Origin of the sequence: Pseudomonas capeferrum (assembly GCF_000731675.1) — a bacterium.
In the GTDB taxonomy this organism is placed as follows: Bacteria; Pseudomonadota; Gammaproteobacteria; order Pseudomonadales; family Pseudomonadaceae; genus Aquipseudomonas; species Aquipseudomonas capeferrum.
The window spans coordinates 236,699-256,154 of record NZ_JMIT01000005.1 but is presented as its reverse complement, the minus strand read 5'-3'; the positions used below and the strand labels follow the sequence as shown (position 1 = coordinate 256,154).

General features: G+C 63.2%; 15 protein-coding genes. 6 read left to right on the top strand and 9 right to left on the bottom strand.

The genetic code is table 11. The annotated features are described in order from the left end of the window. Positions 1–17: 17 nt before the first annotated feature. The 5 genes from PC358_RS25250 to PC358_RS25230 form a co-directional block, all read right to left on the bottom strand. Positions 18–5,165: a dermonecrotic toxin domain-containing protein gene (locus PC358_RS25250; protein ID WP_033703239.1), complete on the bottom strand. Its 5,148-nt coding sequence runs from the start codon at positions 5,163–5,165 to the stop codon at positions 18–20. Between the two features lie 86 nt (positions 5,166–5,251). Then, a complete protein-coding gene (locus PC358_RS25245; protein WP_033703238.1) occupies positions 5,252–5,887 on the bottom strand; it encodes a TetR/AcrR family transcriptional regulator in 636 nt (211 codons plus the stop codon). Next, positions 5,887–7,464, bottom strand: coding sequence for a glutamate--cysteine ligase (gene gshA, locus PC358_RS25240; protein ID WP_077068775.1), 1,578 nt, complete (start codon positions 7,462–7,464; stop codon positions 5,887–5,889). Before gshA ends, PC358_RS25245 begins: the two co-directional genes overlap by 1 nt. A 153-nt stretch (positions 7,465–7,617) precedes the next feature. Continuing rightward, positions 7,618–8,001 carry a PaaI family thioesterase gene (locus PC358_RS25235; protein WP_050506185.1) on the bottom strand — a complete coding sequence of 128 codons (384 nt, stop codon included), beginning with the start codon at positions 7,999–8,001 and terminating at the stop codon, positions 7,618–7,620. Further along, positions 8,001–10,325 carry a Tex family protein gene (locus PC358_RS25230; protein WP_033703236.1) on the bottom strand — a complete coding sequence of 775 codons (2,325 nt, stop codon included), beginning with the start codon at positions 10,323–10,325 and terminating at the stop codon, positions 8,001–8,003. Before PC358_RS25230 ends, PC358_RS25235 begins: the two co-directional genes overlap by 1 nt. A gap of 227 nt (positions 10,326–10,552) precedes the next feature. Here PC358_RS25230 and ompR point away from each other — a divergent pair, with 227 nt between their 5' ends. Both ompR and PC358_RS25220 read left to right on the top strand, forming a co-directional pair. Further along, positions 10,553–11,293, top strand: coding sequence for an osmolarity response regulator transcription factor OmpR (gene ompR, locus PC358_RS25225; RefSeq protein ID WP_033703235.1), 741 nt, complete (start codon positions 10,553–10,555; stop codon positions 11,291–11,293). A gap of 13 nt (positions 11,294–11,306) precedes the next feature. Further along, positions 11,307–12,620 (top strand): ATP-binding protein, encoded by a 1,314-nt coding sequence (locus PC358_RS25220; RefSeq protein ID WP_033703234.1) that lies wholly within the window; start codon positions 11,307–11,309, stop codon positions 12,618–12,620. A gap of 113 nt (positions 12,621–12,733) precedes the next feature. Here the strand turns inward: PC358_RS25220 and rimK are convergent, their stop codons facing one another. Continuing rightward, positions 12,734–13,639 carry a 30S ribosomal protein S6--L-glutamate ligase gene (gene rimK, locus PC358_RS25215; protein ID WP_012316721.1) on the bottom strand — a complete coding sequence of 302 codons (906 nt, stop codon included), beginning with the start codon at positions 13,637–13,639 and terminating at the stop codon, positions 12,734–12,736. After that, positions 13,636–14,118: a retropepsin-like aspartic endopeptidase RimB gene (gene rimB / locus PC358_RS25210; RefSeq protein ID WP_033703343.1), complete on the bottom strand. Its 483-nt coding sequence runs from the start codon at positions 14,116–14,118 to the stop codon at positions 13,636–13,638. The genes rimK and rimB overlap by 4 nt, the downstream gene beginning before the upstream one ends. Positions 14,119–14,227: 109 nt before the next feature. Here rimB and PC358_RS25205 point away from each other — a divergent pair, with 109 nt between their 5' ends. Further along, positions 14,228–14,629: an RNA-binding S4 domain-containing protein gene (locus PC358_RS25205; protein WP_033703233.1), complete on the top strand. Its 402-nt coding sequence runs from the start codon at positions 14,228–14,230 to the stop codon at positions 14,627–14,629. 26 nt (positions 14,630–14,655) lie between these two features. On the opposite strand, the gene PC358_RS25200 is transcribed toward PC358_RS25205, so the two are convergent. Continuing rightward, positions 14,656–15,450 carry a phosphatase PAP2 family protein gene (locus PC358_RS25200; RefSeq protein WP_033703232.1) on the bottom strand — a complete coding sequence of 265 codons (795 nt, stop codon included), beginning with the start codon at positions 15,448–15,450 and terminating at the stop codon, positions 14,656–14,658. Positions 15,451–15,569: 119 nt separating this feature from the next. On the opposite strand from PC358_RS25200, the gene hslO reads away from it, so the two are divergent. The 3 genes from hslO (at position 15,570) to PC358_RS25185 (ending at position 18,809) form a co-directional block, all read left to right on the top strand. Beyond that, on the top strand, positions 15,570–16,469 hold the full coding sequence (gene hslO, locus PC358_RS25195; protein ID WP_033703231.1) for an Hsp33 family molecular chaperone HslO: 900 nt from the start codon (positions 15,570–15,572) through the stop codon (positions 16,467–16,469). A 179-nt stretch (positions 16,470–16,648) separates the two neighbouring features. Beyond that, positions 16,649–18,190, top strand: a complete 1,542-nt coding sequence (locus PC358_RS25190; RefSeq protein ID WP_033703229.1) for a phosphoenolpyruvate carboxykinase — start codon at positions 16,649–16,651, stop codon at positions 18,188–18,190. A 178-nt stretch (positions 18,191–18,368) separates the two neighbouring features. After that, complete coding sequence (locus PC358_RS25185) at positions 18,369–18,809, top strand: acyl-CoA thioesterase (protein WP_033703228.1); 441 nt, start codon at positions 18,369–18,371, stop codon at positions 18,807–18,809. 55 nt (positions 18,810–18,864) lie between these two features. On the opposite strand, the gene PC358_RS25180 is transcribed toward PC358_RS25185, so the two are convergent. Continuing rightward, positions 18,865–19,344 carry a glycine zipper domain-containing protein gene (locus tag PC358_RS25180; RefSeq protein WP_033703227.1) on the bottom strand — a complete coding sequence of 160 codons (480 nt, stop codon included), beginning with the start codon at positions 19,342–19,344 and terminating at the stop codon, positions 18,865–18,867. Positions 19,345–19,456: the final 112 nt, after the last annotated feature.

The following is a 19,456-nucleotide window of genomic DNA, read 5'->3' as shown; positions in this document are numbered from 1 at the left end:
GCCCGTACCCTTCAGCCCTAAGCGGGTCGCAACCCGCCAAACAGTTTGTTGGCCTGGCTTTCCGTGAGGGCGCCGCGCCAGGCGCCCGCGCCCAGATTGCGTTCGTGGGCAAGCTTGATGTGACCGGCCTCGAGCCGTGCAAAGCCTTGTGCTGGCCTGCGCTTGAAGTGGAAGTGCGCATACCACAGAGGGCTGCTAGTGGCCACATCGTCGATGCGGTACTCCTCCAGATACTCGATAGGTTGGCCCTGCCTGTTCTTGGCCGGCTCCAGCACGCGTGACCAACCGATCCGCACCTCACCTTGGCTTTGCAGGTAATCCAGATGACCAGGCTCAGGGCGCTGTGTGGCTTTGGTCTGGTCTATGCGCAATTGCCGACCCACCCTGCGCAGTTCGCCTGCAGCCTGTTCGACACTGCCTGTAAGCTGGCGCTGAGCCTCGGTCAGCGCGCTCCCTCCCCGGCGGGCGATGTCCCGCGCCAGATCCTCCAGCGTCGTGGCATAACCAATGGCCAGGTCTTGCAGGCTGGCAGGGGCCATGTTCAGGGCCTTGTACTGCTGTAGCTTGGCTTGCTGCGCGGCGACATTGCCCAATCGTTTGCGCGCGGCGGCCACCAGTACCATCAGGTCGGCTGCGGCCGCGGCAGGCTGCACACTTCTGGGTTGCCACAAGTTATCGGCGGTACGGGTGAAGGTGATGTGTGTTTCCTGGTTCAGTCTGTTGCTGACCTGCATCTGCGGCTGGCCGTCGATGGTGATCTCACTGCCTATCAACAACTGTTGGTCCACGGTTTCGAACAGACGGGGCCTGCTCGGCCCGCGATGACGGTTTGGCTTTCGCGTGATGGGGGCTGAGGCGTCGATGCCTGCCTCGACTTCGGCGATCAGTTGGGCCAGCGAATGGCGCATTCGCTGGGTGCTTTGCGGTGTGATGTAATCAGGGAAGTCGTCCTGCCAACTGGTCATGTAGTTGCCAAAGCGCTGATAGCGGTCTTTGAGCTGGCGCAGGAAACGGTGCTCCTGGGTGCGGCTCAGGCCCGCAGTCGCCAGATCTTGATGGCTGAACAACAGGCTCCTCAGGTCGGTGATTTCCTGCCTCACCTGACGTTGCATCAACAGGTAGTCATAGCTTGCCCGGCTTGGCAGCGGGACGATGTGGCTCAGTTCGATGGCCAGTCTTACGGTTCGGTACTCATGAGGGTGCATCGGCATCTGCAGTCTATCGAGTGTTTGTTGGTACACGGTGAGCTCATTGCCGCGCAGTTTTTGGGTGACCCTTGCCACTCGATGGAATTCGTCTTCCAGCTTGCCGAGTGTGTGGCAGAAGCGCTCCTGAGCACCCCTCATCTGCCGCAGGAGCTCAAAGGAGTTGTCGCTGGCTTGTTCGAGCTGTTTGATCCGGGTGTATTCATCCTGCATCCGCAGATTGAGTTGTACGATCAAGCTGGGGTGCTGCCTGCCCAGGTTATAGGCCATTTGGTTGTGCATGCCTTGGTAGTGGCGACCCAGCTGTGGCTTGATTCTGTGCAGTCGCTCCAGGCTTTGCTCATGAAATGTCACGAAGGCTTCCAATTGCTCGATGGACTCCTGTAGCGCCTGCCTGATGGCGGGCAACGGCGCCGGTGTGCCTTGAGGGCCATTGGGGCCAACTCCGCGTGCGGTGTTCCAGGCCGAGACTTTTTCGGTGAGACGGGCTTGGTGTGCAACGCGGCCATTTTCGATGTCTTGCACCACCTGCCTAGGCGATAGCAACGCGGGCTGCCGGCCAAGGTAGCCGCGCAGGTGCTGCCAGCCCTGCTGGTACAGCCTGCCGAGGTAGGCGCCACCGCCTGCCAGCCCACCGTCGACGATACGCCCACTCAGGCTGCCGTGGGGCTGCCAGGAGCCCAGCTCGTCGAGCTTCACAGGCTGCTTGTAGCTGCGTGCTGCGCTGCCCTTGAGGCGCCAGGTGCGATAGGTCGCGTCCCACTCGACCTGATAGTGCAGCCCCTGGCTGACGATGAAGTCGTTGCCGGTCTCGGCATGCCGGTTGACACCCTTGCCGTGAACCTCGGGGTGGTCGCGCCAGTGGCCCGAGGGCGCTTCGGTTTCATAACCGCTGAAGGGGTCGGTGCGCCCCCGGCGGGTCACGGTGGTGGGCCGCAACCCTTCGAGGCGCTGGCGCAAGTGGGTGCGGGTGCGTGCAAGTGCAGTGGACGAGCGCGACACAGAGGCGGCAGGCACCACATCGAAGAGCGCATCGACCAACGACAGGAACACGCTGTTCAGGTGCTCGACCCCCTCGCCAGGGTCACCCCGCAGAAATGCCTCGACGCTGGCATTGGCGGCGCTCCAGCCATCGTAGAGGGCAATCGCGGTACCTACGCCGGGCACGAAGCCCAGCGCCAGTTTGAGGTAGTCGTATACCCGCCCGTGGCGCATCGCCTCGCTTTCCAGGTACAGGTCGACCTGGCTGCGCGACGAGGCGCGGTGTTCGAGGATCAGCCGGCCCATCTGCAGGTTGGCTCGCACCTGGGCGATCGGCTCTGAACGGGCATTACCCACGCCGATGAAACCGGTGAACCGCTTGAGCAGCGCCTGGTTGATATAGGACAGGTGCGTGCGTGTGTCGCCTTCCAGCGGGCGGCTGGCGAGGTAGGTGCGCATGGCCTCGTCGATGGCCATGTCCTCCAGCGCCTGGCATGCCTGCTCGCTGTTTTCGTACTGGCTGATGACCTTGCCGTTGGGGGCGTCGGGTAGCAACAGCAGGCACGGCCCGCTCGCTGGTTTGAGCAGGAAGATGCCGGAAAGCGTCACGAGGTCGCTGCTACCGTCCGCAGCTACGCCAGGCCGCAGGTCGAGTGCGTGGTGATCGATGGTGCGGGTAAGCGTGGTGCCCTGCTGTTCGCGGCAGAACAGCTCGAATACCTCCATGCCGTATGCATCCAGGGTATCGGGCCGGCTCAACAGCAGGATCTTCAACTGGTGCTCGAAGGGCCTGCGGAGCGTTTCCTGGCGCCATTGTGCCTGCCAGTCGGATTGCTCCGCGTTGCCCTTGAAGGTATCGCGTATCTGCTGCTCGTAGGCGCCAGCCACATCCAGTGTCTGCACCAGGTTGGCAATGTAGCTGTGGTTGAGCTTTTGTTGCAGGTCAGGCGTCGCCGTCGTGTCTTCGATTACGATGTTGGCGTTGGCCAGGCGCAAGGTCAGGTCGTCGTCCAATGCCCACAGCAGAAATTGCTCAAGGGGCACGTGGCTACGTTCGGCACTGAACGTCGTGACCTCTTTGTAGGCATTGGCGAAGCCGGACTCCGGCAGCGGAATACGCTGCTTGCCTGTGCGGTCGGCGATGTCCAGGGTGACTTGGGGCAGCGTCGTCAGGCCGAGTGACTGGCGCAGGTGCCCGTTCATCAGGTTGCGTGAAAACGCCCCGCGCTCAGGCAGGTCCCTCGCCAGTAAACCGCTGGCAGCCAGCATGCTGACGCGCAATGCGTCGAACTGCGCCGCCAGTGTCTCGCGCTGGGGCGCATCAAGGTGGCTCAGTGAATGCAGGCGGGTGTGCAGGTTGGCAGTGCGGTTACGCTCGGCCAGCCGTTCGAACGCCTGGATCCTGGCGGCGTTGTTGCTGGCGCCCAGTTTCCAGCGCAGTTGCAGGCGCGAGGAGGGGGCGGCCTGGGTCAGCAGGGCCAGGTGGGTCGAGGCCAGGTAATCGAAAGCGTGGGTGGTGATGGGTTCGCTGATCAGGGCTGGAGTGTGCTCGCCGCTGTCGATCAGCTCAAGGAGCGCATCGATGTCCTGCGGCCAGACGCTTTCCAGCAGCACTTCTGGCCAGGCGCCCTGCAACGTGTTCAGCAGTCGTTCGGCCAGCTGGGCCTGGTCCGGGTAACAGGCCAGGCCACCGTCGTGCCCGGGTTTGTAGAGCAGCAAGGCGCTGTCTGCTTCACCCGTGGCGTCCTGGGGTATCGCCCGGAGGGTGATGAAGCCCGTCAGGGCCCAACTGCGAGGGCCCACCACCAGTTTCAGAGCGCTGGGCACGACCTGCCGTTGCAGGCTGGGGTTTGGCCGCTCCACCAGTTGGCGAACCCATTGCAGGCGAGATTCGCTCAGGTCCCCCAAGTGTTGTTGGAACTCGGCCTCCAGCAGCAAGGCCTTTGCAAAGTGCTGGCTGAGATGTTCGAACCTGCTGTTTTCGCCGTACATTTGCCCCCAGCTTTCCGGCGTGGGCGACTCGGGAAGCGCAGCCAGCACTTGTTGCAGTAGGGCGTCCTGGGCATCGAGCTTCGCTTGCTGGGCCTGCAGCTCCGCCAGGCGTGCAGAGCCTGGCCCGGTATCGCTCCCCAGGTAGGCGGCCAGCAGCTGTTCCTGGCGGTCGATGCGCTGCTTGCGCCAGCCGAGCGGCAAGCGTTCGTCGAGTGAATCGAAATGCACCTCGTCCTCCGCCAACGCTTCATCGGCACTGACCAGCCGAGTCAGCTCCTCGCTCAATGCGTCGGGCAGCTCGACCTGCAGTTGCAGGCCCTGGCCGGTCAGCAGGCTGTTCAGCAGGCCGGCGAAGCCATCACCCGGGAGCGCGATGACGGCGATGAACGTGCTGTCGCTGTCGCTGGCCAGCGCGGTGGGCGGGGTGCGCCACAGGCGGTCCCGATGCTCGTGGGCCCACTGCAGCAGGGCCGCTTCGCTGTGGAAGGCGCGTACCGGGTTGTGGCCGTCGGGCCGGTACAGCAGCCAGGGCTCGTCATCGCCAGGGGGCGTGATCAGTAGCGCAGTGGGGCAGGCCCCTACGGGGATGCCTGGCTGATGCCAGTGCAGTTGCGCATACCGGCTGTTGCTGTCCAGCTGGCCCAGCTTCCAGGCCTTCGTTGCGATTCGGTCAAGCCCGTAGTTGAGCTCCAGCGCGCTCTGGAAATGCGCGTGCAACTGCTGCTCGGCAAAGGCCCTGCGTGCTATCGACTGCCCGGGCATACGTGCGTCCCAGTAGCTGGTGTGCCCAGGCGAAGGCTGCAACTGCGCCTGGTTGAACACGCTATTCAGTGCCTTGACCGCCTGGCGTCGTCGCAGGTCGGCCTTGCCGAGGGCATTACCGCGTCCGGCGATAATCCAGGGGGTGGTGGGCAGGGGCAGGGGGCTGGCGAAGTCGTCCAGGCCGATGGGCGTGGTGTCGGCTGACAAGTCGAAAGATTGAGGCATGGTCGTGATCCACGTTGGCTGAGTGCTGGAGAGGAGCGCCCATTTCAACGTTCGATCGGAGGCGAACTGCGTTACATGTTGCTCGTTCAGTGTGTGTGGCGTTTTCCCAGGAACGGCGGCAGGTAGAGCCCCAGATACGCTTCGAATACCCGCATGCCTTCCTCGGCCATACGCGGGGTGATCTGTTCATGCAGCTGCATGGAGCGGGCATACACCCGGTCGCTCAATTCCATGGCCAAGGCAAACACATCCACATCGGTCGGCATTGTCGGCAGCTGGAAGTGCTGGTCGAACAGCCTGTGCATCAGCTCGCCCAGCTCCATGTCATGCTGGCGGTCAGCCTGCACCACTTCGCTCAGGCCATGCTGGGCAAGGATCAGTTGGCGCGCTGCGGCGTCTTCGTTGTAGATGCCGAGCATGCGCTGCTCGATCAGCCGTGACAGTTGGTGCCAGGTATTGAACGCAGCGCTGTCGATGGGGGCGCTGAGGGCTTCGCGAAAGGCCCGATGCACATCGGCGGTCAACGCCTCGAGCAAGGCGGGCACGCTGGCGAAGAAGTGATACACCGACGAAGGCGGGATTTGTGCCCGTTCGGCAACGCTGTAGATCGACAGCCCCGCGACCCCTTGCTCTGCCAGAAGCTCGCGAGCCGCCGCCAGGATCGCTTCGATCCTGGCCTGGCTGCTGGCGCGCGGCTTGCGAAGGGAGGCGGTGCGGCTCATCAGTTGCTGATCGCCAGGATGCTGGCCTGGTAGGCACCGACGAACAGGTCGAAGTCGCCGACTTCGGTCTGTTCAAGCTCGCTCTGCTTGGCCAGGGACTCGCGGGCGAGCGTTTCGAAGGCCTGCTGGCGTGCGCTGCTCAACGGTTGTTCGCGCAAGCTCTCGGCATGGACACGGCTCTGGCGCAGCGAGAACTGGATAAAGCTCTCGTCGTGTTCGGTCATGCGCGCCAGTACTTGGGCCGATGGGGTCAGCGAAGCGTCGTCGACCTTGGCCTGTTGGGCATCCAGTGCCTTGGCGTGCTCGTCACTGCCGTGTGCCTGGTCGAGCAGGTCCGCCAGCGCGCGAATGCGCGTGATCAGTTCGCCGGCCCACGCCTGCAGACCGATCGGTTGGCCATCGCGCTGCAGTTGCAGGCCAGGGCGGCGACCTTCCTTGACCACGGTCAGGAAGTTGCTGGTGCACTGGCCGCACTCGCCGTTGTCCAGTTGCGGGCTTTCTTCAAGCGCGCAGAACAGCAGGAATGCATCGAGGAAACGCGCCTCGGGCAGGTCGATGCCGACGGGCAGGAACGGGTTGATGTCCAGGCAGCGCACTTCGACGTACTGCACGCCACGAGAGGTCAGGGCCTGGATCGGCCGCTCGCCGGTGTAGGTGACGCGCTTGGGGCGGATGTTCGAGTAGTACTCGTTCTCGATCTGCAGGATGTTGGTGTTCAGTTGCACCCACTCGCCATCCACGTGGGTACCGACCTCGACGTAGGGCGGGTAGGGCGTGCCCACCGCCTTGCGCAGGCTGTCGGTGTAGCTGGCCAGGTTGTTGTAGCAGGGTGTGAGGCCGGCCTGGGCGTTGCTCTGGTAACCCAGGTCACTCATGCGCAGGCTGGTGGCGTAGGGCAGGAACAGGGTGTCGGCGTCCAGCTCTTCGAGTTGGTGCGGGCGGCCACGCAGGAAGCCTTTGTCCAGTGTCGGCGAGGCGCCGAACAGATACATCAGCAGCCAGCTGTAGCGGCGGAAGTTGCGGATCAGCGCGATGTAGGCCGACGACTGATAGTCGCGCGCGTCTTCTTCGCTGCCTTCACTTGCGCGCAGCAAGGGCCACAGCGCCTCTGGCAACGAGAAGTTGTAATGGATGCCCGCGATGCACTGCATGGTGCGGCCGTAGCGCAGGGCCAGGCCTTTGCGGTACACGTGCTTGAGCTTGCCGATGTTGGAGCTGCCGTATTCGGCGATCGGGATGTCTTCCTCGGCCGGCAACGCACAGGGCATCGACGGGCTCCACAGGTATTCGTCACCCAGCTTGGTGTAGACGAAGCGGTGGATCTCTTCGAGGTTCTCCAACACCTGGGCCGGGTCTGCGAGGGCCGGGGTGATGAACTCCAGCAGCGACTCGGAATAATCGGTAGTGATCTGCTCATTGGTCAGCGCCGAACCCAACGCTTCCGGGTGCGGGGTCTGGGCCAGGCGACCTTCATCGGTCACGCGCAGGCATTCTCGCTCAATACCGTGCAGGCACTGCTTGAGCAGGGGAAGATTGGCGCCGAGCAGGCTCAGGCGGCGGTTGAGGAGGTCGCTCAAGATGGATTCCTTCACGCGTCAGTCGCCCCAATATGGGGGTGGAGATAACGGTCTACAAGGGTAGGGAGAAAGGAACTGGCGTTGTCGCCTGGTTTACGCGGTTCCAGCAGTGCCAGCGCACTGCTGAAAATACCGCAGATAGTGCTTGGTGAGCTAGAGAACCGCGAAGGTTCCTTGCGCTTTGGCCACCAGCTTGTCGCCTTGGACTACGTCGGCGTCGACCACCAGTGTGCGCCGCCCGGCGTGCAATACGCGGGCGCTGCACAGGACCTCGCCGTCGCTGACGGCGCGCATGTAGTTGATCTTGCATTCGATGGTGACGCTTTGCTGGTCGAAGCCATGGCTGGCCGAGCAGGCCAGACCCATGGCGATGTCCACCAGGCTGAAGATCGCCCCACCGTGCAGTTTCTGCCCCCTGTTGCGCAATTGCGGCGCAAGCGCCAGGGCCACTTCGGCAATGCCGGTGTCCAGGCGTTGCAGGCGGCAGCCGAGCAACTGGCTGAAGGCGCTTTCGACGTATTCGCGCGGGACGTCCATCACTTCTTCTTCAGTTGCTTGGCGTTGGCGAACAACGAGGCCATGGCATTGTTGGCCGGGGCTGCGGTGGTGGTTTCACGCGGGCGTGGCGCCTGCTGCTGGCGATTGCCACCGTTGCCACGGCCGCCACCCCGGTTGCCTTCGACCTTCTCGCCCGGGGTATCGCCCATGCGCATGGACAGGCCGACACGCTTGCGCGGGATGTCCACTTCCATGACCTTGACCTTGACCACGTCGCCGGCCTTGACCGCTTCACGCGGGTCCTTGACGAACTTTTCCGACAGCGCCGAGATGTGCACCAGGCCGTCCTGATGCACGCCAATGTCGACGAAGGCGCCGAAGTTGGTGACGTTGGTGACCACGCCTTCGAGGATCATGCCGGGCTCCAGGTCCTTGAGGTCTTCGACGCCGTCCTGGAAGGTCGCGGTCTTGAACTCAGGGCGTGGGTCGCGGCCGGGCTTGTCCAGCTCCTGGAGAATGTCGGTGACGGTCGGCAGGCCGAAGGTTTCGTCGGTGAACTTCTTCGGGTCGAGGCGCTTGAGGAAGCTGCTGTCGCCGATCAGCGAGCGGATATCGCGGTCGGTGCCGGCGGCGATGCGCTGCACCAGCGGGTAGGCTTCCGGGTGCACGGCAGAGGCGTCGAGCGGGTTGTCACCGTTCATTACACGAAGGAAGCCGGCGGCCTGTTCGAAGGTTTTTTCACCCAGGCGGCTGACCTTTTTCAGCGCTGCGCGGGTGGCGAACGGGCCGTTGGCGTCTCGGTGCGCCACGATGTTCTGCGCCAAGGTTGCGTTGAGGCCCGAGATACGGGTCAGCAGCGCCACCGAGGCGGTATTGACGTCCACCCCCACGGCGTTCACGCAGTCCTCGACCACCGCGTCCAGGCCGCGGGCCAGCTTGAGCTGGGACACGTCATGCTGGTACTGGCCGACGCCGATGGATTTCGGGTCGATCTTCACCAGTTCGGCCAACGGGTCCTGCAGGCGGCGGGCGATGGAAACAGCGCCGCGGATCGACACGTCCAGGTCCGGGAATTCGCGGGCGGCCAGTTCCGAGGCCGAGTACACCGAAGCGCCAGCCTCGGAGACCATGACCTTGGTGACCTTCAGGGCAGGGTATTTCTTGACCAGTTCGGCCACCAGCTTGTCGCTCTCGCGGCTGGCGGTGCCGTTGCCGATTGCTACCAGCTCCACCGAGTGCTTGGCGCACAGGGCGGCCAGCACGGAGAGGGTGCGGTCCCAGTCGTTTCGCGGTGCGTGCGGGTAGACGGTGGCGGTGTCCAGCAGCTTGCCGGTGGCATCGACCACGGCGATCTTGCAGCCGGTGCGCAGGCCCGGGTCCAGGCCCAGGGTGGCGCGCGGCCCGGCCGGGGCGGCCAGCAACAGGTCGTGCAGGTTGTGGGCGAAGACGTTGATCGCCTCACCCTCGGCGTTGTCGCGCAGCTCACCGAACAGGTCGGTTTCCAGGTGGGTGTACAGCTTGACCTTCCAAGTCCAGCGCACCACCTCGGCCAGCCACTTGTCGGCCGGGCGGCTGCGGTTTTCCAGGCCGAAGTGGCCGCCGATCATGACTTCGCACGGGTGCAGGGTGCCGGGCAGTTCTTCGCCGACCTTCAACGAGGCACTGAGGATGCCTTCGTTGCGCCCGCGGAAAATCGCCAGGGCACGGTGCGACGGGGCGCTGCGCAGCAGTTCGTCATGGGCGAAGTAGTCGCGGAACTTGGCGCCTTCTTCTTCCTTGCCGGCCACCACGCGGGCGCTGAGCACCGCCTCCTGCTTGAGGAAGTTGCGCAGCTTGTCGAGCAGGGCGGCGTCTTCGGCGAAGCGCTCCATGAGGATGTATTTGGCGCCCTCCAGGGCCGCCTTGACATCGGCCACGCCTTTTTCGGCGTCGACGAAGCGTGCCGCTTCGGTTTCCGGGGCCAGCTGCGGGTCGTTGAACAGGCCGTCGGCCAGCTCGCCAAGGCCGGCTTCCAGGGCGATCTGGCCCTTGGTGCGGCGCTTTTGCTTGTACGGCAGGTAGAGGTCTTCGAGGCGGGTCTTGGTGTCGGCCAACTTGATCTCGCGGGCCAGCTCCGGGGTCAGTTTGCCCTGTTCCTCGATGCTGGACAGGATGCTGGCGCGGCGCTCGTCGAGTTCGCGCAGGTAGCGCAGGCGCTCTTCCAGGTGGCGCAGCTGGGTATCGTCCAGGCTGCCGGTCACTTCCTTGCGGTAACGGGCGATGAAGGGCACGGTCGAGCCTTCGTCCAACAGGCCCACGGCCGCTTCGACCTGTTGTGGGCGTACGCCCAGTTCCTCGGCGATACGGCTGTTGATGCTGTCCATGTAAACCACCTGACAATTGTGAATACGGGGGCCGCGCGCGGGCTCGGAGCCTGACGGCGCTGGATGAAAGCCGCGCATTATACCCATCGTGATCGGCTTGCGGTGATGGCGCCAAGCCAGCCCGAGAGGCCCGGAACTGGCGCTGGGGGAAAAATCTGCTAACAATGCTCACGGCACGCGTTGCAATGGCTACGCCATAATGCGCGGCGATACCAGAGGAGTTATTCATGACCGGCACTGCAAACACCGCTGAAGGTGACAAGATTCTCATCGTCGACGACGATCCCGGGCTGAGCAGCCTGCTGGAACGTTTCTTCACCAGCAAGGGCTACCGTGCCCGCGCGGTGCCCAATACCGAGCAGATGGACCGCCTGCTGTCGCGTGAGGTCTTCAACCTGGTCGTGCTCGACCTGATGCTGCCTGGCGAGGACGGCCTGACCGCGTGCAGGCGCCTGCGCCAGTCGAACAACCAGATCCCGATCATCATGCTCACCGCCAAGGGCGACGAGCTCAGCCGCATCAAGGGGCTGGAGCTGGGCGCCGACGATTACCTGGGTAAGCCGTTCAACCCCGACGAGCTGATGGCCCGGGTCAAAGCCGTGCTGCGCCGCCAGGCGCCGAGTGTGCCCGGCGCCCCGGGCAGCGAGGACGAATCGGTCACCTTCGGTGATTACGAGCTGTCCCTGGCTACCCGCGAGCTCAAACGCGGCGACGAAGTGCACATGCTCACCACCGGTGAGTTCGCCGTGCTCAAGGCGCTGGTCATGCATGCGCGTGAACCGCTGACCCGCGACAAGCTGATGAACCTGGCCCGTGGCCGTGAATGGGACGCCCTGGAGCGCTCCATCGACGTACAGATCTCGCGCCTGCGCCGCATGATCGAGCCGGACCCGTCCAAGCCACGTTATATCCAGACGGTCTGGGGCGTGGGCTACGTCTTCGTACCAGACGGAAACGCCGGCAAATGATGCCTTGCCGTCGATGAAAACGCCGCTGTGGTTTCCGCAAAGCTTCTTCGCCCGCACGCTGTGGCTGGTGCTGATCGTCGTCCTGTTTTCCAAGGCGCTGACCCTCGTTTATCTGCTGATGAACGAGGATGTGCTGGTCGACCGTCAGTACAGCCATGGTGTGGCACTGACCTTGCGCGCCTATTGGGCTGCCGATGAAGAAAACCGCGACAAGATCGCCGAAGCCGCAGGGCTGATCCGGGTGACCGGCTCTGGGGTACCCGAAGGCGAGCAACACTGGCCTTACAGCGAGATTTACCAGCGGCAGATGCAGGCCGAGCTGGGCGAAGACACCGAGGTACGTCTGCGCATCCACGCGCCACCGGCGTTGTGGGTCAATGCGCCGAGCCTCGGCCCTGGCTGGCTCAAGGTGCCGTTGTACCCGCATCCGCTGCGTGGGCAGAAGATCTGGAACGTGCTCGGCTGGTTCCTGGCCATCGGCCTGCTGTCCACCGCGTCGGCCTGGATTTTCGTACGCCAGCTGAACCAGCCGCTCAAGCGCTTGGTGTTCGCCGCCCGGCAACTGGGCCAGGGGCGTAGCGTGCGCTTGCCGATCAGCGACACTCCCAGCGAAATGACCGAGGTGTACCGCGCGTTCAACCAGATGGCCGAGGATGTCGAGCAGGCAGGGCGTGAGCGTGAGTTGATGCTGGCAGGGGTTTCCCACGACCTGCGTACACCGCTGACGCGGCTGCGCCTGTCGCTTTCGCTGTTGGACAGCGACAACGACTTGAGCGATGACATGGTTCGCGACATCGAGGACATGGACGCGATTCTCGACCAGTTCCTGGCGTTCATCCGCGATGGCCGTGACGAGCCGGTGGAGGAGGTCGACCTGGCCGACCTGGTGCGCGAAGTGGTGGCGCCGTACAACCAGCCGCACGAGCGGGTACGCCTGTGCCTTGAGCCGATACCGCCGTTCCCGCTGCGCCGGGTTTCGCTCAAGCGCATGCTGGGCAACCTGATCGGCAACGCCTTGCACCATGCCGGCAAAGGGGTCGAAGTGGCCGCCTATGTTTCGGGCGACGAGAGCGCGCCTTACGTGGTGCTCAGCGTGCTGGACCGGGGCACGGGGATCGACGAGTCGGAGCTGGAGACCATCTTCAACCCGTTCATTCGTGGGGACCGCGCCCGGGGTGGCAAGGGCACCGGGTTGGGCCTGGCGATCGTCAAGCGGATCGCGGCCCAGCATGGCGGCAATGTCGAGCTGCGCAATCGGTCCGGTGGCGGGATCGAGGCGCGGGTGAGGTTGCCGTTGGGGCTTTTGCTGCCGCGTAATGCCGTGTGATTGCCGGGGCCGCTTTGCGGCCCATCGCGACACAAGGCCGCTCCTACAAGGGTTACGCGATCCCCTGTAGGAGCGGCCTTGTGTCGCGATGGGCTGCAAAGCAGCCCCGAATCTCAGCCCTTACCCTTGGTCCGGGTCTGATTCGGCCCGCCGTTCTTCTCCAGGTGTTCGATGATCATCCCGGCCACGTTCTTGCCGGTGGTCACCTCGATCCCCTCCAGCCCCGGCGACGAGTTCACCTCCATCACCAACGGCCCGTGGTTGGAGCGCAGAATGTCTACCCCCGCCACGCTCAAACCCATCACCTTGGCCGCACGAATAGCGGTGATGCGCTCTTCAGGCGTGATTTTGATCAGGCTGGCGACCCCACCCCGGTGCAGGTTGGAGCGAAACTCCCCAGGCTTGGCCTGACGCTTCATCGAGGCAATCACCTTGTCGCCCACCACGAAGCAGCGAATGTCGGCACCGCCGGCCTCCTTGATGTATTCCTGCACCATGATGTTCTGCTTCAGGCCCATGAAGGCTTCGATCACCGACTCGGCCGCCTGGGTAGTCTCGCACAGCACCACGCCGATGCCCTGGGTGCCTTCGAGCACCTTGATCACCAGGGGGGCGCCATTGACCATCTGGATCAAGTCCGGGATGTCGTCGGGCGAGTGGGCGAAGCCGGTGATCGGCAGGCCGATGCCGCGCCGCGACAGCAACTGCAGCGAGCGCAGCTTGTCGCGCGAGCGGGCGATGGCCACCGACTCGTTGAGCGGGTACACGCCCATCATTTCGAACTGGCGCAATACCGCGCACCCGTAAAAGGTGACCGAGGCACCGATGCGCGGGATTACCGCATCGAAGCCTTCCAGCGGCTTGCCCCGGTAGTGGATCTGCGGCTTGTGGCTGGCGATGTTCATGTAGGCCCGCAGGGTATCGATCACCACCATTTCGTGGCCACGCTGGGTACCGGCTTCGACCAGGCGGCGGGTGGAATACAGACGCGGATTGCGCGACAGCACAGCGATCTTCATGCAGCACCTGTGACAGGGGAAAGGGTGGCCGGAAAGGCCGGTTTGTCTTGTACGTACTTCAGGCCAGGGTTGACCACCAGTTGGCCGTGAATAAGTGCCTTGGAGCCGAGCAGCAGGCGGTAGCGCATGTCCTTGCGGCAAGCCAGGGTGAACTCCACTTCCCATACAGCATCGCCCAATGCCAGCGAAGTGCGGATCACATAACGGGCCTGGGCATGGCCGTTGGAGCTCTTGATAGTCTTCATGGTCACCAGCGGGGCTTCGCAACGGCGGTGGCGCAACTGAACCACCGAGCCCAGGTGCGCGGTAAAACGGACCCACTGCTGGCCGTCACGCTCGAATGGTTCCACCTCGGTGGCGTGCAGGCTTGAGGTGCTGGCCCCGGTGTCGATCTTGGCGCGCAGCCCGGCCAGCCCGAGGTCGGGCAGGGCCACCCACTCGCGCAGGCCGATCACAGTCAAATGGTCAAATGTCTTCACGAAGCGCACCCAGGGGATAAGGTGGTGAACTGTAAGCACGGCGTGGACTTTTTGCATCCGCAAGATACGGTAGTACAGTTCGATGAAAGACTGAATTCGAGGTAACGGGATGGCACACAAGGCGGAAGAAGACGACAAGGTTCGCCTGGACAAATGGCTGTGGGCGGCGCGGTTCTACAAGACCCGAGCGCTGGCCAAGGCGGCGATCGAGAGTGGCAAGGTGCATTGCCGGGGCGAGCGCTGCAAGCCAGGCAAGGAGCCGAGGGTAGGCGATGAGTTCGTCCTGCGTACCGGGTTCGACGAGCGTACGGTCGTGGTCAAGGCGCTGTCGGTAGTGCGCCGTGGGGCGCCGGAGGCGCAGGCGCTGTACGCCGAAACCGAAGAGAGCGTGCGGCGCCGTGAACAGGCTGCCGAGCTGCGCAAGGCCGGTGCGATGGGTGTGACCACCGACGGCCGGCCTAGCAAGAAACAGCGGCGGCAGATTCATCAGCTGCACGGCAGCTTCGAGTGAACGGGGCCGCATTGCGGCCCCAAGCATCAGCGAACCACAGCCAACCGCCCGACCAACGGCAGCTTGGCTGCCAACCGGAACAGCGGCGCCGTCCAGCGCATCAATGCCGCACTGCCCTTGGCCGCCAACGGTGTATAGCAGCTCCACCCCAACGCCAGTATCGCCATCAGCAACCCGCCGATGTAGTCATCCTGGCCCCAATGGGCGCCTGCCACCAAACGCGGCAGCATGAACACCACCGCCAGCCCCCAGACCACCAGGTAGTGCACCAGGCGCCGGCTGAACAGGCTCATGAACAACGCCCAGATCAGCAACACCGAGGCGTGATCACCCGGGAAGCTCTTGCTGGAGCGGTCCTTGAGTTCCCAGGCAGCCTCCAGGTTCGGGTAGTAGTCACTGAGGTGCACGACGTCATCGAAGATCATCGACGGGCTCTTGTGTTGCCATCCAGCGGCATCGACCCACTTGGAAAACAGCGCGCGAATCACCACTAATAGAACCAGGGTGACCAAAAAGCCGAAAAAGGCCTCACGCACCTGGCAGGCTTTGAACACCCAGTTGCCACGGATCAGCACTGCCAGCAGGATCAACCCGACCACGATGTCGAACGGGCGCAGGCTGCCAAGGGTCCAGATGTAGCGCCAGGCGGTGTTGTCGGCCAGCGGCGCATTGAGGCTGTGAAACAGCCATTCGTCGAAAGTCAGGCACAGGATCTGGCCAATAGGCCATAACCAGAAACACAGTAGAGCGATGGGCAGCAGCGTGCAGGCTGCCAAGGGTCCCAAGGACCACCTTGCTTGGAACAGTGGTCGATTGTCCATAAGATACCTCTATTGCCAACAGGAATCGGAGCGCCTTGTGAGCGCTCTGTCACGGGCTTCGCAAGTGTTTCGAAATCCCGTGTAACCATTTTGTCATCATTTTTAGATAGCCAGAACCTATGAGCGAATTGCCGGATACCGATTTCACCCAACGCTTCATCTTCGACGACCGCGATATCCGCGGTGAGTGGGTGGGGCTCGACCGCAGCTATGCCGAAGTGCTGGCGCGTCACCCGTACCCCCAACCTGTGGCCGCGCTGCTCGGTGAGCTGATGGCTGCCACCGCATTGCTGGTGGGCGCGCTGAAGTTCGATGGCCTGCTGATCCTGCAGGCACGTTCCCAGGGGCCGATCCCGCTGCTGATGGTGGAATGCTCCGGTGATCGCGAGATTCGCGGCGTTGCCCGTTACGAGGCGGACCAGATCGGCGCAGAGGCGACCTTGGCCCAGCTGATGCCCGACGGCCACCTGACCCTGACCATCGACCCGGTCAAAGGCCAGCGTTACCAGGGTACCGTCGACCTGGATGGCGCCAACCTGTCGGAATGCTTCACCAACTACTTCGTTCAGTCGCAGCAGCTCAATACCCGTTTCTGGCTTGATGCCAAGGACGGCAAGGCGCGCGGCCTGCTGTTGCAACAGTTGCCGGTAGACCGCCAGCGCGACGAAGAAGAGCGCGCCGAGAGCTGGCAGCATGTAACGGCCCTCGCCAGCACGCTCAAAGCCGAAGAGTGGGTGCTGGACAACGAAACCCTGCTGCACCGCCTCTACCATGAAGACGCCGTGCGCCTGTTCGATATCGAGCCGCTGCGCTTCCACTGCAGTTGCTCGCGCGAGCGCTCCGGCAATGCGCTGGTTAGCCTCGGCCAGCACGACGCCGAGCAGTTGGTCGAAGAGTGCGGTGGCAAGGTGGAAATCGATTGCCAGTTCTGCAACGAGCGCTATTTCTTCGATGCAAGCGATGTCGCGCAACTGTTTGCCGGTGGCGGGACAGACACGGCGTCAGAAACTCGGCACTGAAACGATTAACTACAGGGAATTCTGCTGTCGAATTGCGCAAAAGCGCAGTAACGACAGGAGGGGCCTACTTTTTTTGGGCGTTTCTGGCATAATCCGGCCACTTTTTTCGCTGTAGTAGTTTTTTACAGACAACTACAAAACGTTTGGAGCACTCGGCCTCGGGCCGGATGGGGTATCTCATGACGCAAGCCAACAACACCGTGTACACCGACCTGAGCGTCGATAAGCTGGTAGAAGAAGCGCTGCAACGCGGTGAGGGCGTGCTGGCCGATACTGGCGCACTGGTGGTCGAGACCGGTCACCGCACTGGCCGTTCGCCGGCTGACCGTTTCATCGTCGAAGAACCTTCCACCCAGGCTGCCATCTCCTGGGGCCCGATCAACCGCAAGTTCCCGGCCGACAAGTTCGATGCCCTGTGGGACCGCGTCGAGGCGTTCAACAACGCCCAGGATCACTTCGTTTCCTACGTTCACGTAGGTGCGGCCGCCGAGCACTACCTGCCGGTGAAGATGACTACCCAGACTGCCTGGCAGAACCTGTTCGGCCGTTGCCTGTTCATCAACCCTGAGCAGTTCAACCCGGCTGGTCGTGACCAGTGGCAGATCCTCAACGTCGCCAACTTCGTTTGCGAGCCTGAGCGTGACGGCACCAACTCCGACGGCTGCGTGATCATCAACTTCGCCCAGAAGAAGGTGCTGATCGCTGGCATGCGTTACGCCGGTGAAATGAAGAAAGCCATGTTCTCGGTGCAGAACTTCCTGCTGCCGGCTGCCGACGTGCTGCCAATGCACTGCGCTGCCAACATCGGCGAAGAAGGCGATGTGACCCTGTTCTTCGGCCTGTCCGGCACTGGCAAGACCACCCTGTCGGCCGACGAAAGCCGTTACCTGATCGGTGACGACGAGCACGGTTGGGGCGAAGGCGTTGTCTTCAACATGGAAGGCGGTTGCTACGCCAAGTGCATCGACTTGTCCGAGAAGAACGAGCCGGTCATCTGGAAAGCCATCAAGCATGGTGCAGTGCTGGAAAACGTCGTGCTCGACGCCAACAAGCACGCCGACTACACCGACGTCAGCCTGACCCAGAACAGCCGTGCGGCCTACCCGCTGGAGCACGTTGCCAAGCGTTCCGAAGCGAACCTGGGCGGCGAGCCTAACGCGGTCATCTTCCTGACCTGCGACCTGACCGGCGTTCTGCCTCCGGTTTCGATCCTGAACAACGAACAGGCTGCCTACCACTTCCTGTCCGGTTACACCGCGCTGGTCGGTTCCACCGAAATGGGTTCGGGCGGCGGCATCAAGTCGACCTTCTCCACCTGCTTCGGCGCGCCGTTCTTCCCGCGCCCGGCTGGCGAGTACGCTGAGCTGCTGATCAAGCGCATCAACGGCTTCAACTCCAAGGTCTACCTGGTCAACACCGGCTGGACCGGTGGTGGCTACGGCGTTGGCAAGCGCTTCAGCATCCCGACCACCCGCGCGGTGATCGCTGCGATCCAGAGCGGCGCGCTGGTAGGTGCCGACACCGAGCACCTGGACATCATCAACCTGGACGTGCCAAAAACCGTTCCGGGCGTTGATACCGAGCTGCTCAACCCGCGCACCAACTGGGCTGACAAAGCTGCCTACGACGAGGCCGCCAAAGGCCTGGCCAAGCTGTTCATCGAAAACTTCAAGAAGTTCGAAGTTTCCGACGCCATCAAGGCTGCTGGCCCACAGCTGTAAGCTGTCGTTAGCTGTAAAGAAAAGCCGCCTGAGATGGCGGCTTTTTTGTGCCTGATGCTTTTGCACGATTACTAATGGCCTTTTCGCGGGCTGCCCGCAAAAAGGACGTAAAGACATCCTCCAGTCTGGATTTTCTGTTTCACTGTTAGCATCCATTGCGACCTCGCGAGACAGACAGATGACCGAAGCCCCACAGCGCAGTGCATTCGCCCACTTCCATCCCATCCTCACCCGCCCCCAGGACAACGACCTGAACGGCCACATCGCCGGTGCCACCGTGCATGGCTTTTTCGAAACCGCCATCCAGGCCTTCCTCGTCGAGCAAGCTGAGCTGGACCTGCGTGAAGGTGCTCTGGCCGCGTTCGTGGTCAGTTCGGCTGCGGACTTTTTCGCGCTGCCGGGTTTTCCGGATGTGCTTGAGGTGGGCCTGGGGGTGACGCGGTTGGCCGGCAGTACCGTGGAATACCGGTTGGCGCTGTATCGCCCTGGCGAAAGGGATGCGTGTGCGGCGGGGACGGTGGTGCAGGTGTTCATCGAGCGCTCAAGCGGCCGGCCTGTGCCGCTGCCTGAGGCACTGCAGGCCATTCTCAGCGGCCTTCAGCTCGCCCCGCAGGCATAAAAAAGCCCCGCCGGGCGGGGCGGGGCTTTTGCTGCCAGGGCCAAGCCCTCAGGCATCAGTGGCGCCAGTGGCGCTTGTGCTTGCGGTGGCCGTAATGGTTGCCACGGTCATAGTGACGACGGTCGTCGTAGCTACGGCGGTAGCGGCGATCGTCATGGCGTTCGTCGTCGTCGGCCTTGTTGCCCATGTAGTTACCCAGCGCGCCACCGGCACCGCCGCCGGCTGCCGCACCAATATAGCTACCGGTGGTGCCGCCCACCGAGCGACCAACCACGTTGCCGCCTGCGGCGCCCAGCGCGCCACCGATGGCGGCTTCGCCACGCTGGCGTTTGTCGGCACCCAGGGCACCGCCGGCTGCGCCGCCCAGGCCGGCACCAATAGCGCCGCCCGTGCTACCACCGATGGAGTTGCCCACTACGGAGCCGAGTACCCCACCCAATGCGCCGCCAATGCCGGCCTCGGTATTGCCACCGGCCATGGCAACGCCGCTGAGCAAGCTGAAAGACAACAACAGAATCGAGGAGTACTTCTTCATCAAGAGAGCCTCATAAGGATGACGAGGCGAATTTGAGGCTCTGGAGGGCGGCTGGCAATTGAAATCCGACGAGTAGCACGAGTTGTACACAATTCTCTAAGTTACTGTTTTC